The sequence below is a fragment of the Agarivorans sp. D1326 genome, from assembly GCF_056958115.1.
In genome coordinates, this window is record NZ_JBTWEN010000011.1 from 46,638 (window position 1) to 61,385 (window position 14,748).

Genomic DNA, 14,748 nt, shown 5'->3' on the forward strand with positions numbered 1-14,748 from the left:
TATGGTGCTATCTGATGGCCTGTTTGTTTTCTCCCCTGTGAGTATGTGGGAGATATCCCAAGACGATTGCTTTGACGACTTTATTGCCACTTTTTCTACCTTGCCTTCACTATTACTTTTCAGTGAGGACGAAATCATATCTAAAGAGGCTCAAAACTATTACTCTGAGGCTCTCACATCTCTGAAGGACGTGTCGGTCCCACTATTGAGTTTTTCTGCGCACAGTCTTAAAGCTTTAATTAAAAGCTATGTTGGCAAGGTATCGAGCAAGAGGTATAAGGCTAATGAAAAATACGCTTTCTCTGAAATCAAAAATTGCAAGAAAATTGGTTATCTTTGCGGTCAAACAATATCGGACAAAAAAGCAATCAGAAGCAGTGTTGAACTTGCAGCCTTCGAGTTCATTGCTAAAGCAGCACCTACATTCTGCAAGAATCTCCAAACTAGCAACGCTGCTTTGGATGTTAATAAATTCCCTTCACAGGTTAGTAAGAGCTACATCTACCACTACAAATTCGCTCATCCAACTCGCAAGGGAGAATCATCCGACTTGTCGGATATACTAATTAGTTCAGCTCTACCTTATGTAGACGTCTATTTAACTGAAAATAGTTTGGCTAATTCTATTAGAGAGATAAAAGGTGTACACGGTCAGTTCAAACACCTTGAAACCAAGACGATGAAGCATATGCGTATTAAACATGCATAACAAAGCGTTATACGCTAAAAGGGTTCGATGAATACATTTAAAAACGCACTTGATGATTTGAAATCTAAAGATCCAAAAATCAGAAACAAAGCCGCTCTTGCCTTGAGAGATTTGGGTGACCAACGCGCTGTTGGTCCGCTTATCAGTGCAATTGTTAATCCAGATAACTCAAAATCTATCGGTACAATGCTATATGCCTTAGAAGTAATGGACTGTCGAGAGCTATTTCTACCACTGATACGAATTGCTATTAGTGGTAACTTCGAAGCTAGTGCGATTGCCCTAGACTTACTACATGAGAAAGATTTCTTTGTGACAGATGAGGACTTTGCTGAATCTAAAAGTTTTCTTGATAGCATTGAGCGTACAGACCTAAAAGACTTTCAGAGCGTTGCGCTTAATGAGTTAACGGAGTTGTTCTTCAATGAGAGCGTATAACTAAGTAATATTATAGAACTCCTTGAGCTGTCACTTTGTTAGTAAAAACACGCAAAAAAGCCGCCAATCCACTCCGTCGCACAAATTGCGGCGTTAACTCTAATATAGCCATTCTCGATCGCATTCAGCATACCTTTTACCAAGCGAGATTTTTTAGCTCACACCAGTCCAAAGCTGAGTGAGCGGCCTGCTTAATTAATGCCATTCATCAATAAACTCTTGTTTCAAAGGCATAAAAAAAGCTGCACCAATACTAGTGCAGCTACAGTCTAATAAGACCCAAGGTTTCAGCTTTCGCTGAGTGTGGAGAGAGTACTTACGTACAAGGGCAGCTAAGCCCCAACGGGTGTAAAACCCACGAGCAATTAAGCCCGCTTTTTATGCCCTTCCTTCAAGTGCACAAAATCGACATCGTCTAGGCCTTTAATATCAAAGGCTTGACCAAATCCTTTTACATAACGTCCTTTAATTGGTTCTAAAGCAAACAGGCTAAAGTCGGCTAGTTGGCGTAAGTTGCCAACAATTTCGCCGTGGCGCTGTTCGAGTAAATCAATCACTTGCTCGCGCGGTTCGTCGTCTACTTGCTTGGCAATAACGTCGTAACTTAGGCGTTTACGGGCATAAATTTGCTTAGTATCGGCTTCGTCGTCAATTAACATTACGGCGGCTTTGTTGTGAGCGCGCAAGTAATCGGCATGCTTGGAAATATCGCTAATTAAAATGTAAAACGCCCCTTGGTAACAAATAAATGGCGAGTAAGAGCAATGTGGGAATTCATCTTCCCCCAGCGAGGCAATCAAAATACTCTGCTTGCTAGCTACAAACTCTGCTATTTCGGGGCCTAGGCGCGATGCCAAGCGTGCTTTTTTATCAATCATTACTGTTGGTTCTCTAGTTCCGTTAGTGCCATGTTTTGCTTTAGCAATTCAAAGCGTTCTACTTGTTCTGGCAACAATACGCGTTTGCGATCTCGCCCTAAATAAATCTTAAATATGGTGCTGCCATTATCATCAAAGAACTGAAAACAGTAACTTTGGGTGCCGCGCAAGGGCTTACTAATTAAGGCAATGCTAGCAATGTTGTCTAACTTTAAATGGCCATGTAAATGGCTTTGCTTATCCATTAAATTGTAATAACCGTGGCCTGGTTTACCACAAGGAAAGTTATCTTTTATTTCAAATACAGAGCCAGCCACTTGAATGATGGTGGTCATTGGTCCCCAGCTTGGGAGATCGTACATTAGCCATTGCAGCTGCTCGTTAGGTAACCAACAGGCCCACTCTTCCGGCAGAACTTGTACAATTTCTGCTTCGCTGCATTGCGCTTTTTCTGCCAATTGAGCCACACTTAATTCGCTATGCTGCTCTACTACTTCGGCTGGCGTTAAGGCCATTTAACTCTCCTATCTTGCTTGCTATTAGCGGCTTGTTTGGACAATAGGCCAAACTGCTTAACTGTTTGCCACCTTAACCTAGCAACAAATCAAATGCAAATCATTATCATTTGTATTTACTTATTTTTTGTTTGCCAGTATCCTAGGCCCAATGTCGAGTTAATGGTGTAAGGGTAAAAGATGGGGAAGCTTAGTTTGGCCGTGCTAATTTCAGCGGCTATACATGGCTACTTTATGTATATGCAGCCCAACATCAAAGAGATGACACAAAGTAGTGGCGGCCAAACGGCAGCGCCAAGTTTAAGTGTTGTGGCAATAAATACCTCGGTGGTGGCAACAGAACAAGCTGAAACACCTTCAGAAGAGGCATTGCCCCCTGAGACTCCGCCGCCAGTAAAGCCCCTAGTAAAACCAGAGCCGGCAAGCCCAAAGGCGCTAACAAACAAGCCTACACCTCGCCCAGTTGAGCAAAAAACAGCGGAAGTAAAACCTGTAGTAAAGGACACACCGAGTGAAAAACAGCCCCCTAAACCTAGAGAGCAAAATCAACTTGCCCAGCATAAACCGCCGCAGCCGGAGCAAGTTAAAAAGACGCCTACAGAACCCCTTAAACCCGCAGCAAAGCCTGATCCTAAGCGCGAGCCTGTTGAAGAGTTAGACACCGCTCAAGCAAGTGCTAGCCAAGTAAATAGTCAGGCGCAAACCGAGCAAGGTTTATCTAAATTGCCGCGCATTAATACCCAGCCTCGCTTTGCTCAACCGCCTACTGCGCCAGTGTATCCACGGGTGGCTAAAAAACGCGGTTTAGAAGGCACAGTAATGGTAGAAGTTTGGTTAGACCCAACAGGTCGACAAACCAAACGTGAAATAAACAGTAGTTCGGGCGTAAAAAGCTTGGACAAAGCGGCATTAAAGGCGGTGAAGCGCTGGCAGTTTAAGGGCCTGATTGTAGATGGCCAAGCTCAAGCTTCGCGCGCGCTTATCCCTATTCGTTTCAATTTGAGTTAAGTTTATGCAAATAATATCTTCTGAACAGCTTGGTGCGCTAAGCAACATTTTAACGTCGGAGCAATTGGGCGACTTACGCTGGCCAATTGTACTTTGCTCGGTATTGGCCTGCGCCATCATCATTGAGCGCATCGCCAGTTTAGCCTTTACTCACATTGCTATTCACCAACGTAACTGGCTTAAACTTGCCACCCATTTACTTACCAGTAAAAAAGCCCCCTGCAAAAATCAAAAGCAGTGCTTTTCGCAATCTCGCAGTTTGGCACGCAAAGCCATTTGCTTGTTATTAGTACATAAAGATCAAGCTAAGAACCTACGTGAAGAAATCGCCGCAGTATGGTTACGCCAACAGCAGCAAAAGCTGGCTAGAGGTTTAAAAGCCTTACACATACTGGCCTTAATTAGCCCTTTGTTGGGCTTACTGGGCACGGTGCTGGGCTTAATAGAAATGTTTGATGCGCTAGCAGTAAGCGAGCAAGCCGTTAACCCCGCCATGTTATCGCAAGGTTTAGGCACGGCCATGTATACCACTGCCGCAGGCCTATTAGTTACAGTGCCAGCACTGGCTTTTGCTCATGGCTTAAGCCTTTGGAAAGACCGGATTATTCATGAATTAGAAACCACCATTAACCAGGCAAATCTAATGATTGAAGGGGTGAACACTCTCGCCGATGATGCTCGCACCTTGGCGGCATTTCAGCCTGAAGCGAAGACGAAAGAGTTAGAGCACGCGCCAGCATGATCCGTATCGAACAACAGCACAATAGCTTTAGCATGGTGCCCGACTTAACCGCCCTTCTCGATATTATTTTTATTGTATTGGTGTTTTTGCTGCTCACTGCCAATAGCCGGGTTTACCAAATGGATATGGATTTACCCAGCACCAGCCAAGAGCAAAGCAGCGTAGCCAGTGAACCTGCCGAGCTGCAGCTTAGTTTGTTTCAAGATAATCCCATTTGGGGATTGGATGAGCAGCGTTATCAAACGTTTGCCGACTTTGAAGATGCCATAAAACAACAAACTAAGCAGCAAAACGATCCTAGCGTGAGCTTGGCTAGCGAGCGCCAAGTGCCGGTTGAACACCTATTAAAAATGCTCGAGCTGTTGCAACAGTTAGATATTAAAACCACCCAAATACTCATGGATAAGAACAATGATTAAGCGCCATCTCTCCCCCCTGTTTTCTGCCTGTTTAGGGCTAAGCCTTATTGCCAGCACAGCGCTGCAAGCTGAACCACTAAAACGCGTAGTAAGCGCTGGCGCTAACATCACTGAAATCATCATTGCCTTAGATGCCGAACAACAGATTGTTGCGGTAGATTCTACCAGCCAGTTACCCAGCAACCTTTCGCTGCCAGTAGTGGGCTACCATCGCCAACTTAGCGCCGAAGGTTTGTTAGCTCTTGCGCCCGACGCAGTCATTGGCAGTGATGAAATGGGCCCCGACAGCAGCCTTAATCAGCTGCAGCAAGCTGGCGTGCAGATCCACCGATTAAATAGCCAATCAACGATTGACAGCCTAGAGCAGCGTATTGATGCCTTAGCTACACTGCTAGGTCACCCAGCCAAAGCCACGGAGTTGCATCAAAAGCTAAAACAACAGCTAACTCAGCTAGACGAATATTCACAATCGGCCAAGCCAATGAATACTCTGTTTTTTATGAGCCACGATGCAAAAAAACTACTCACTGCGGGCAGCGATACAACTGCCAATAGCATTATGGAGCTAGCAGGTGCGGTAAACCTGGCCAAACCACATTTAAACAGCTACAAGCCGCTATCAGATGAAGCGATACTTTCTATGCAACCAGAGCTCTTGCTGTTTAGCCAACGCAGCTTAGATAAATTAGGTGGTGTACAAGGTGTGTTAAGCAGTTTTCCGGTATTAGCTGCGACCCCTGCTGGAAAAACCAAGGCAATTTATGCGATTGATGGACATGCACTTATTGGTGGCTTAGGCTTGGCAAGCATAGATGAAGCGGTGCGCCTAAGCCAACGCTTGCAGTAAATCGTTAACCCTTTGCTGGCGAAGGCTCAAACCTTCGCCATTGTAACTACTAGGTTGTATTAATGTCTCTATTTTCTCAGCATTCGGCTAACCCCAATGCCTTGTTTTCAGGATGGCTACTGCCCGTGGCTTTGCTGGTATTGTTAGCCACTGCGCTGTTGTCGGTCACCCAAGGGCCAATGAGTATTCCGGTTAGTGATGCCCTAAGTGCTTTGCTGCCCTTTAACTTAGAAAGCGACGCACCGGCGCATTATCAATTAGTGGTAACCGGTATTCGTTTACCCCGCACCTTATTGTGCATTGCGGTTGGCGCCATATTGGCAATGTGTGGCGCGGTAATGCAAGGGCTATTTCGTAACCCGCTGGCCGACCCCGGCATTATTGGTGTGTCTAGCGGTAGTGCTGCTGGTGCAGCTATCGCGATTGTATTGCTGGGCTTGGTAAACTGGCAACTGCCCGATTTTATTAGCGCCTTAGCGGTGCCACTGTTCGCCTTTATTGGCGGCTTTGTAACAACGGTATTGGTATATCGTTTAGGTACCACACCTAACGGTACTTCGGTAGTAATGATGTTATTAGCCGGTATTGCTGTTGGCGCATTATCTGGCGCAGGCATTGGCTTATTAAGCTATTTAGCCAATGACCAAATGCTACGAGATTTAAGCTTGTGGCAAATGGGTTCCTTAGCTGGGGCCACCTGGAGCAACATAGTATTAGCCTTTGTCACTTTAGCTATTTTGCTAGTGGTATTTATGCGCAAAGCCCAAGCCTTAAATGCTTTGCTGTTAGGCGAAGCCGAAGCGGGCCACTTGGGTATTCAAGTTCAAAAGCTTAAAAGCCAATTAATTTTCTTTACTGCGCTTGGCGTAGGCATAGCGGTATCGGTATCGGGTCTAATTGGTTTTGTGGGCTTGGTGGTTCCGCACTTAATTCGCATGCTGCTAGGGCCTAATCATCAACGCTTAATTCCCTACAGCGCATTATTGGGCGCAGCCTTATTGTTACTGGCTGATTTGCTTTCTCGCTTAGTGATAAGCCCTGCCGAGCTGCCTGTTGGCATTGTTACAGCCTTGGTTGGCGCACCGTTTTTCATCTTCTTGCTGTTACAACAGCGCCAGCGAATTGCTTAGGGTTTCTATGTCGTCTTTATCAAACAGTATTCAACTGCAAGGCTTAGATTTTTCGCTAGGCAACAAGCAGCTTTTTAAGCAACTTTCATTAAGCTTTGCCGCTGGCCAACACACTGCATTATTGGGTGCGAACGGTGCAGGTAAGAGCTCGCTACTAAAACTTATTTGTGGAGATCGCCAACAACAAGCCGGCGACATCCAAATTTTAGCTAAGCCGCGCAGCGAATGGGATAAACCCCAGTTAAGTCGCCATTTAGCCGTGTTGCCACAAAGCTCGGAACTTAGCTTTGCCTTTAGCGTGAGCGAAGTGGTTGGCTTGGGCTTAATAAACAGCCGCTTAAGTTATCAAGATCAGCAAAAGATTATTAAGCAACAGCTTGAGTTGATGGATATTTGGCACTACAAAGATACCCCTTACCCGCAGCTTTCTGGCGGTGAAAAGCAACGCGTGCATTACGCACGAGTAACTGCGCAGCTAGCTACCACACCCATCGAACAGCAAATTTTATTGTTAGATGAGCCCACCAGCGCCTTGGACTTAAGCCACCAGCAAGTGCTAATGGAACACGCAGAAAAGCTCAGCCTGCAAGGCGCTACAGTCATTAGCGTGGTGCACGACTTAAACCTTGCCTCTCGTTACTGCCAGCGCATTTTGTTGTTAAAAGACGGTGAAATTTGCAGTGACGGAACGCCAGAAAAAGTACTTAATCAAGCCAACATTAAGCATGTATTTGATTACCAAGCCGAGATAATGCGCCACCCAGAACAAGACTTTCCGGTGGTTATTTAGCAGCCCTGCTAACTTTTATTTCGAAAGCTAGCTGGGCTGTTACCAGTTAGCTGCTTAAAGCGGGCGCTAAAGTGGGCTTGGGAGGAAAACCCGGTTTGATAAGCCACTTCTGCCAAACTCAATTCGCCTGTAAGCAATAAGCTTTTAGCCCGCTCGATACGCCGCTGGCTTAAGTATTGATGAGGGCTTAACCCGCTGCTTTGTTTAAACATACGGGCAAAGTGATAGTCACTTAAATCCACCAACTGGGCTAATTGATTCAAGCTAAGTTTGTCGGCTAAATGCTCCTCTATAAACTCTTGGCAACGGGCAAGCTGAAACGGCGCAAGCCCCCCACTTAAGGTTGGTTCAGTTAACTGTTTAGTTAGGTAGTGTTTGCTTATATGGCCAAGCAGCAGTTGGCTAAGTTGGTCCAAGGCTAAACGGTCGGCATCGTCTTGCCAATTAAGCTTAAGTAGCCACTGCTGAATAAGGCTGCTTACGGCGAGATCGTCTGCAAAAGTAAGATCTTGCACGTCAAAACCAGTACTGCTTTTATCCCAAATTTGCTCAATACTTTGGCTTAGATCTTTATCGCTAAAATATAAATGCACAAAGGCCAAATCGCCATCCACTTGCCAACGAGATTCATGACCAGCAGGCATTAAACAAAGTTTTCCCGGAGCACCGCCACTCACCAAATCTGAGCCAATCAGCCGCTTAGTTTGATAACCACCAGAAAGGTAAACACTTAAGGTGTGATGCTCTGGGCGATGATAAGAAGTGCGGTCATTTTGATTAGACCAACGGGCAAAACCTAACTGGTCTCCAAGGCTAACGCTATTATGTAACACTGCTCGCGCTTGATTAAGCCGTTCAAATACATGGCTACCCTGAATAAGGCGATGATCGGTTAAATTGCTGCTCATACCACCTCCTTTTGGTGTAGCGCACTAGCTTAGAAAGTATCACCAACATTCCCACTTAAGCAAGCCTACTAATAACAGTAATTGCTTGCCTTAGAGCAGATACTCAAATAAAATTGCCCCGATTACTATAAGCACTGAACCTGAACGCATATCAGGCTATGTAGCGCATTCTTTAAAACTCTTCTAAGCGCTGCCCTCCAAACCACACGGACGTAGACACTCTGCCTTTGCAAGCGGGGTGGTATTGGCGATCGTTGCTTAATTATTTACACGCAAAATTGAGACAAGTTCGTACATGAAACTACCTAATTTTCTGCCGGGGTTTAGCGCTTTAACGCTATTGGCTCCCCTATTTAGCTTTGCAGAAAACTCACCGCAGCCCACTGATGACAGTGAGCAATACCAGGCTTTTTTCCCCATTTGGGCGCAAGAGGCCATCGATTTGGGCCACAAACTGCCAAAGCCATATGGCTTTAGCATTAACTACATGCGTATGTCGCAGCCGCTAATTGTGGATAGCGTGGCCTTTTCTGGCCTTGGTAACGCCATCGACAATCTGGTTGGTGTTAGTGGTAGCCACGCTATTCAAGACTCAGAAACCCTTACTCTGCGCGGAGATGTTTGGGTTTTACCCTTCATGAATGTATATGGGGTACTTGGGCAAACCAAAGGCAGCAGTGTTGCCAATGTTCAAGTAGATCTCGCCGGCATGCCTATCGGAGACCCCTTCGATTTCAGCTTAAACTTTAGCGGTATCACCTATGGTGCAGGCACAACATTAGTGGGCGGCGTGGGGAACTGGTTTGCTTTGCTTGATGTTAACTACACCAATACCGATCTTGATATTTTAGACGGGGAAATCAGCACCATTGTGGTCACCCCACGCGCAGGTTACCGCTGGGAAGTGGGCGGGCGTAATATTCAGGTTTGGGGCGGTGCGATGTATCAAAACGTTGAGCAAACCTTTAGCGGCAACCTAAACGACATAGGTATTAATCTTCCACCACCGCTGCCTAGTGGCGGTAAGTTTGTGGTTACACAACACCTAGAAGAAAAGTGGAATGCCTTAGTGGGCGGACAAATGTCGCTTACCGAGCATGTAGATGCTTTGCTGGAAGTAGGCTTTGGCAAACGCAGTAGCTTTATGCTTGGTCTAGGCTATCGCTTCTAATGCGCATAGTGAATGTGTTTCCCCGCTGGTTGCTCGGCTTGGCTTTACTGTTAAGCCTAAGCGGCTGTTCTGCCCTAGCGGTTAAAGAGCAATTAGATGCCAAGCAACTGCAAAAAGCGCAGTTTACCGAAAGTGAACTCAGTTTGGCTGAAGGTGGTCAACTGCGTTACTGGGTGGGCGGCCACGGTGAGCCACTAGTATTGCTGCATGGCTTTGGCGGTACAGCCACCACAACCTGGTTGCCAATGATGCTAGAGCTTAGCCAGCACTATCGAGTCATAGCCCCGGATTTAGCGTGGTTTGGTGACTCTTATAGCCAAGGTGACGCCAATATTAGCACCCAACGAGAAGCGGTTAATCAACTCTTGGCGCAATTGCGCGTAAAGCAATTTAATTTGGTAGGCATCTCCTATGGGGGGCTAGTCGCTTACGACATGATGGCCCAGCAAACAGGCATTAAAAAAGCAGTAATACTCTCTAGCCCAGGCACCTTTATCAGTGACCAAGAGCTGCTTGAACTTAGCCAGCGTTTTGAGCGAGAGCAGCCAGCCGATATTTTTGTACCTGAAAATCGCCAACAAATGCGCCATTTGCTAAAGGGCGTATTTAGTCATTTTCCACCGCTGCCCCATGCTATCGATGAGCAAATCTATCAGCGCTATTTTGCTCTTTGGCAGGCTCAGAAACGCCAACTAATAGAAACCTTGCCGGAATATCGAGACCAACTCGCCCCGCAAGTAGAGCCACAAAAGATGCCACCTACCCTGGTTATTTGGGGAGAGAATGATCGGGTATTTCCCTTACAGCAAGGCAAACAGTTGGCGCGCTATTTAGATGCCCCCATGATGGTGATACCAAACGCCCCGCATAACATTAGCAATGAACATCCCAGCACAGTTAGCCAAGCAATAACGCTTTTTATTGAATGAGAACCATGAACAAACTTTGCACAGCCAATACAACTAACAAACGCCGCTTAATTAACCCGCTGGCTTTGTTAGCTTTAATCGCCCTATTAACTGGCTGTTCAAGCAATAATTGGCAAACTCGCAACCAACCAACAACGGAAGCGGTGCAAAGTGCGCTAAGCGAGCAACCTGATTTGCAGCTACTTAGCCAACAAACTCCGCAACAATTTAGCTTAGCCAGAATGCCAGAAGACGTAAGACCTTGCTGTGCTTTTGGCAACGCCCACAAGGTTAAAGTAGGCAGCGTACAGGTACCTTTTTTCCGTTATGCCAATACTTTATCGCTGGATGATATTGGCCCACATGCCTATGAAGCGGGCACCTGGAGCTTTCAACGTGGCGAACCTAAAGGTCGTCGCAGCGGCGAAAACAATGGTCAACTTTATACCTTACGTGGTGGCTTTATCGACTTAGCCCATGTTCGCGATACAGCCGACAACACCGTTGCCTTGTTTCAGCGCATTTACCCACAGTTAGGCCAAGCGTTTACCATTGAGCTACCCGCGGAAATCGGCCCCAGAGAAATTCGCATTAAAGCCTTTAAGATTGAGCATTTAAGCCACCAGCAACGCTGGGAGTTAGCCGCGCAATTAGCAGCGAGAATGGCTTATTCAATGGCTGAAGCACACGAAATTGCCCAATGGCATGGTTACCGTAGTTGGCGTCCATGGTCAGAAGAAGTATCGGCCTATTCGCCAGAAGATCTTTACTCAAACATGCTAGGTGCAAAAATTGGCTTAGCGTTGGTGGTAAATAACTTAAGCATGACTAGAGAGCTCTATAACCAGCACATGAGCCAATGGTTAAGCGCGTCTATTGCGCAATTGGAGCCAGTATCAAAGCAGCAGACTAATGCCATGTTTGATGCTATAGACGGCCACTGGTGGGATTCAAATCAAGCGCTGCCCAGTAAGTTTATGCTACTAAAACGGCACTATCGCTTAGGCAAAGAACAGCATCCGTACTTAGTGCCCGAGCAGCTTGCTCAGCAAGATGCTAACTGGCCATTGCTTGAACCACTCTTTGCCAAAACAGCTAGCCCTATGCCACTTTCGCTGCCCGCGATTGTTCATGGTATCGATATGGGCGGCGTTGCCCAACAGTGGCTAGAAGTAGCACCCAAGTACCAAGCAAGCTTTAGCCATATACCCAGCCACCTTTGGCAAAACGGTTTTAGCAACCGCAAGTTTTTGGCGATATCTGCTTATAACCAGCTGCAAGATGAGTTAGAACTGCAAGCCCATATTGGCGGCCAGTTAAATGATTAAACTGGTTTATTTTATTGCCGCTGTAAGTGGCGGTGCCTTAGCTTCAGCAGATTTAGCCGAACAGCAGCAAAGCCAAGCCGATGGCAGCTTTATCGATAACATTCTAGAAAAGCTTGGTGCCGACGGCGGCTACGATAGCAGTAAAGCCATCGACTTTAGCGTACTGCCCGGTCCATTTTATAATCCAGAGCTGTCATTAGGGGTGGGCATTTCTGCCATTGGATTGTACCAAATTGATGAAAGCGACCAAGTTAGCCAAACCTCTTCTTTGGTGATTAACGGCTTTGCTTCGATTAATGGCTCAATAGGCATGACCATCGACAACCGCAGCTTTTTCAAAGAAGACCAGTGGCGCCTTTATATTGATGCAGATATCGCCGACGCTCCAGATGTTTTCTACGGGGTAGGATATCAGCAAAACCATCAAGACAATAACCGGGTTGATTTTAATCATCGGGAATTTTCGTTACGCCCTATGTTACTTGGTCGTGTGGCTGACTCAGCCTTTATCGGCGCAGGCTTTGACTTTAGCTACGCGAAAGCCAGCGAGATTGACCCATCTCAAAGTGAAGTAGATAACAGCATTCTTGAATCCAGCTCTAGTGCAGTGGGCCTTACTCTCCAAGCGAACTACGACACCCGAGACGTAGTTCGTAATCCCTATGAAGGAAGATTATTGCAACTTGATGCTGGCTGGTATCACCCGCATATTGGTAGCAACGATAGCTTTCAAACACTTAGCTTTAATTACAGCGAGTATTACCGTTTAGGCCCACGAGATAGTGTGCTTGCTTGGCAATATAAAAGCCGCTTTAGCTATGGTGATGTGCCTTGGCACATGCTGTCTACCGTTGGTGGTGGCTCGGCCCTACGTGGCTATACCTCAGGCCGATATCGTGACAAACAAATGATGATGAGCCAAATAGAGTATCGCTGGGATTTACCCAGACGGCACGGCTTAGTATTTTGGCTAGGTGCCGGCGCAGTAGCCCCGACATTGGATGAATTTAGCAGCCAAGAAATACTGCCCAACGCCGGCTTTGGCTACCGCTTCGAAGTAAAAAGCCGAGTGAACTTGCGCTTAGACATGGGCTTTGGTGATGGTGAAAGCGGCTTCTACTTTAATGTAGATGAGGCTTTTTAAACCATAAAGGCATAACCTCAAACGATTTACGATTAGGAATTGCTTTGCATTTGGTATAATGAATTTATACACTTCGCCCTCGCCATAAGCTGTAGTAATGGAGCGCTTAAATGAAATCAGCAGAAAAACTAAGTAGTATTCGCACTCGCGTCCCCTTTCAGGTGGGCCGACGTAGCGATATTCCTGCTGAAATGCTCTCATTTACTGACCTAAACAGCGACAAAGAACACGTTGCTTTGGTATTTAAAAATGCCGATAGCCAACAAACTACCCCATTGGTGCGGATCCATTCAGAATGCCTAACCGGCGACGTATTCGGCTCATCTCGCTGTGATTGTGGTGAACAGCTAAACGAAGCTATCGAAAAAATGGCTGAGCAAGGCGGCATTATTTTATATATGCGCCAAGAAGGCCGCGGCATTGGTCTGTACAACAAGCTAGATGCTTATGAACTACAGATTAAAGGCGTAGATACTTATTCGGCGAATAATCAATTGGGCTTTGATGACGATTTACGCGACTTTAGTGAAGCGGCACAAATGCTTAAAGCTATGGGTGTGTCGGAATTAAAGCTACTTAGCAATAACCCCAAAAAACAAGCCGCTTTAGAGCAAAATGGTATTGCGGTAAAAGAGCTGCAAAGCACCGGTGTATATCGAAAAGTAGATAACCACTACTACTTAGAAACCAAAGCCAGCCGCGGCAAACACCGTTTAAAACTTACCAAAGACATGCAACCGTCTTAAAAAGCGCAATAATCTATAAAAACGACTAGCACTGCGCAATAATCCGAAATACTTCCTAACGACCACCTGAGACACTACGCTTTTAGTGACACCAGCAGGAGGCTGTAATGATAGGCTTTATTTATTTCGCAACCGTATTTATATGGGGCACCACTTGGTTAGCCATTGCCTATCAAATTGGCGACGTGCCGATTGCCAACTCTATCATGTACCGCTTTGCCCTTGCCTCCTTGGTATTGGTGCTGTTTCTGCTTATTACCAAACGCCTGCAAAGGCTTAGCTTAAAACAACACGGCAGCTGCTTATTGCTAGGTTTATGTTTGTTTAGCTGTAATTTTATGCTGTTTTACCATGCTGCCCAGTACATCCCAAGTGGCTTAATCTCAATAGTATTTTCCATCGCGACCATTATGAACATGGGCAACAGCTGGCTGTTTCATGGGCAAAAACCTAGCTTGCGTTTAATCTGCGGAGGCATATTGGGTATAAGCGGCATTATCCTGTTGTTTTACCCTGATATCAGCCATAGCGAAACCGCCGGCCAACAATTGCTTGGTCTAGTAATGGCGCTAGCAGGAACCTACTGTTTCTCACTGGGTAACATGCTCTCGGCCAAACAACAAAAACAAGGTTTATCGGTACTCTCTGTGAACGCTTATGGCATGGCTTATGGCGCAGCGCTGCTATTAGTTTGGGGCTTGTTAAGTGGCCAAGAGTTTGGTTTTAGCACCGAGCCGCTGTACTTAGGTAGTTTGATATATCTGGCGATAATTGGCTCGGTATTAGGCTTTAGCTTTTATTTGGTATTAGTGGGGAAATTAGGCCCGCAAAAAGCCGCCTATGCCACTGTGCTTTTCCCAGTAGTGGCGCTAGGTTTATCAACCGTTTTCGAAGGCTACCAATGGACATTAGTAAGCTTAAGTGGCGTTGCAATAGTGTTACTTGGCAACTTACTGGTATTTACCAAAGCCAGCCCATGGCAAAAGTGGCGCTTAAAGCTCGCTAAAGTTGAATGAATGGACAACATTTTTGAGCATCCCTGCACTTTAGTAACATACAAATGTGAG

17 protein-coding genes are annotated in these 14,748 nt (G+C 46.0%); 14 read left to right on the plus strand and 3 right to left on the minus strand.

Features of this window, described 5'->3' with window-relative positions; translation table 11 throughout:
- The first annotated feature begins 1 nt into the window (after position 1).
- Entirely contained in the window at positions 2–709 is a 708-nt protein-coding gene (locus ACYFDN_RS18295; protein WP_483512255.1) for a hypothetical protein, read from the plus strand.
- Between the two features lie 27 nt (positions 710–736).
- Positions 737–1,147, plus strand: coding sequence for a hypothetical protein (locus ACYFDN_RS18300; protein ID WP_483512256.1), 411 nt, complete (start codon positions 737–739; stop codon positions 1,145–1,147).
- Positions 1,148–1,512: 365 nt separating this feature from the next.
- On the opposite strand, the gene ACYFDN_RS18305 is transcribed toward ACYFDN_RS18300, so the two are convergent.
- Together ACYFDN_RS18305 and hutX are read right to left on the minus strand one after the other, a co-directional pair.
- On the minus strand, positions 1,513–2,025 hold the full coding sequence (locus ACYFDN_RS18305; protein ID WP_483512257.1) for a pyridoxamine 5'-phosphate oxidase family protein: 513 nt from the start codon (positions 2,023–2,025) through the stop codon (positions 1,513–1,515).
- On the minus strand, positions 2,025–2,540 hold the full coding sequence (gene hutX / locus ACYFDN_RS18310) for a heme utilization cystosolic carrier protein HutX (protein WP_152782024.1): 516 nt from the start codon (positions 2,538–2,540) through the stop codon (positions 2,025–2,027). The genes ACYFDN_RS18305 and hutX overlap by 1 nt, the downstream gene beginning before the upstream one ends.
- 180 nt (positions 2,541–2,720) lie before the next feature.
- Between hutX and ACYFDN_RS18315 the strand changes: the two genes are divergently transcribed.
- The 6 genes from ACYFDN_RS18315 to ACYFDN_RS18340 all read left to right on the plus strand — a co-directional run bounded on the left by ACYFDN_RS18315 (position 2,721) and on the right by ACYFDN_RS18340 (position 7,476).
- On the plus strand, positions 2,721–3,548 hold the full coding sequence (locus ACYFDN_RS18315) for an energy transducer TonB (protein ID WP_483512258.1): 828 nt from the start codon (positions 2,721–2,723) through the stop codon (positions 3,546–3,548).
- 4 nt (positions 3,549–3,552) lie between these two features.
- Entirely contained in the window at positions 3,553–4,290 is a 738-nt protein-coding gene (locus ACYFDN_RS18320) for a MotA/TolQ/ExbB proton channel family protein (RefSeq protein ID WP_016402993.1), read from the plus strand.
- Positions 4,287–4,709: an ExbD/TolR family protein gene (locus ACYFDN_RS18325; RefSeq protein ID WP_483512259.1), complete on the plus strand. Its 423-nt coding sequence runs from the start codon at positions 4,287–4,289 to the stop codon at positions 4,707–4,709. Before ACYFDN_RS18320 ends, ACYFDN_RS18325 begins: the two co-directional genes overlap by 4 nt.
- Positions 4,702–5,556, plus strand: coding sequence for a heme/hemin ABC transporter substrate-binding protein (locus tag ACYFDN_RS18330; protein WP_483512260.1), 855 nt, complete (start codon positions 4,702–4,704; stop codon positions 5,554–5,556). Before ACYFDN_RS18325 ends, ACYFDN_RS18330 begins: the two co-directional genes overlap by 8 nt.
- Positions 5,557–5,618: 62 nt before the next feature.
- Entirely contained in the window at positions 5,619–6,686 is a 1,068-nt protein-coding gene (locus ACYFDN_RS18335) for a FecCD family ABC transporter permease (RefSeq protein ID WP_221074539.1), read from the plus strand.
- A gap of 7 nt (positions 6,687–6,693) precedes the next feature.
- Entirely contained in the window at positions 6,694–7,476 is a 783-nt protein-coding gene (locus ACYFDN_RS18340) for a heme ABC transporter ATP-binding protein (RefSeq protein ID WP_483512261.1), read from the plus strand.
- Positions 7,477–7,484: 8 nt separating this feature from the next.
- On the opposite strand, the gene ACYFDN_RS18345 is transcribed toward ACYFDN_RS18340, so the two are convergent.
- The gene (locus ACYFDN_RS18345; protein ID WP_483512262.1) at positions 7,485–8,384 is read right to left on the minus strand and encodes a helix-turn-helix domain-containing protein; all 900 of its coding nucleotides are present in this window, start codon (positions 8,382–8,384) and stop codon (positions 7,485–7,487) included.
- 295 nt (positions 8,385–8,679) lie between these two features.
- On the opposite strand from ACYFDN_RS18345, the gene ACYFDN_RS18350 reads away from it, so the two are divergent.
- From ACYFDN_RS18350 to ACYFDN_RS18375, 6 genes are all read left to right on the plus strand, one after another.
- Positions 8,680–9,555: a virulence protein gene (locus ACYFDN_RS18350; protein ID WP_483512263.1), complete on the plus strand. Its 876-nt coding sequence runs from the start codon at positions 8,680–8,682 to the stop codon at positions 9,553–9,555.
- The gene (locus ACYFDN_RS18355) at positions 9,555–10,484 is read left to right on the plus strand and encodes an alpha/beta fold hydrolase (protein WP_483512264.1); all 930 of its coding nucleotides are present in this window, start codon (positions 9,555–9,557) and stop codon (positions 10,482–10,484) included. The genes ACYFDN_RS18350 and ACYFDN_RS18355 overlap by 1 nt, the downstream gene beginning before the upstream one ends.
- A gap of 5 nt (positions 10,485–10,489) precedes the next feature.
- Entirely contained in the window at positions 10,490–11,791 is a 1,302-nt protein-coding gene (locus ACYFDN_RS18360) for a DUF4056 domain-containing protein (RefSeq protein WP_483512265.1), read from the plus strand.
- Positions 11,784–12,935, plus strand: a complete 1,152-nt coding sequence (locus ACYFDN_RS18365; protein WP_483512266.1) for a BamA/TamA family outer membrane protein — start codon at positions 11,784–11,786, stop codon at positions 12,933–12,935. Before ACYFDN_RS18360 ends, ACYFDN_RS18365 begins: the two co-directional genes overlap by 8 nt.
- Positions 12,936–13,045: 110 nt before the next feature.
- On the plus strand, positions 13,046–13,681 hold the full coding sequence (locus ACYFDN_RS18370) for a GTP cyclohydrolase II (protein ID WP_016403003.1): 636 nt from the start codon (positions 13,046–13,048) through the stop codon (positions 13,679–13,681).
- Between the two features lie 107 nt (positions 13,682–13,788).
- Entirely contained in the window at positions 13,789–14,697 is a 909-nt protein-coding gene (locus ACYFDN_RS18375) for a DMT family transporter (protein ID WP_483512267.1), read from the plus strand.
- Positions 14,698–14,748: the final 51 nt, after the last annotated feature.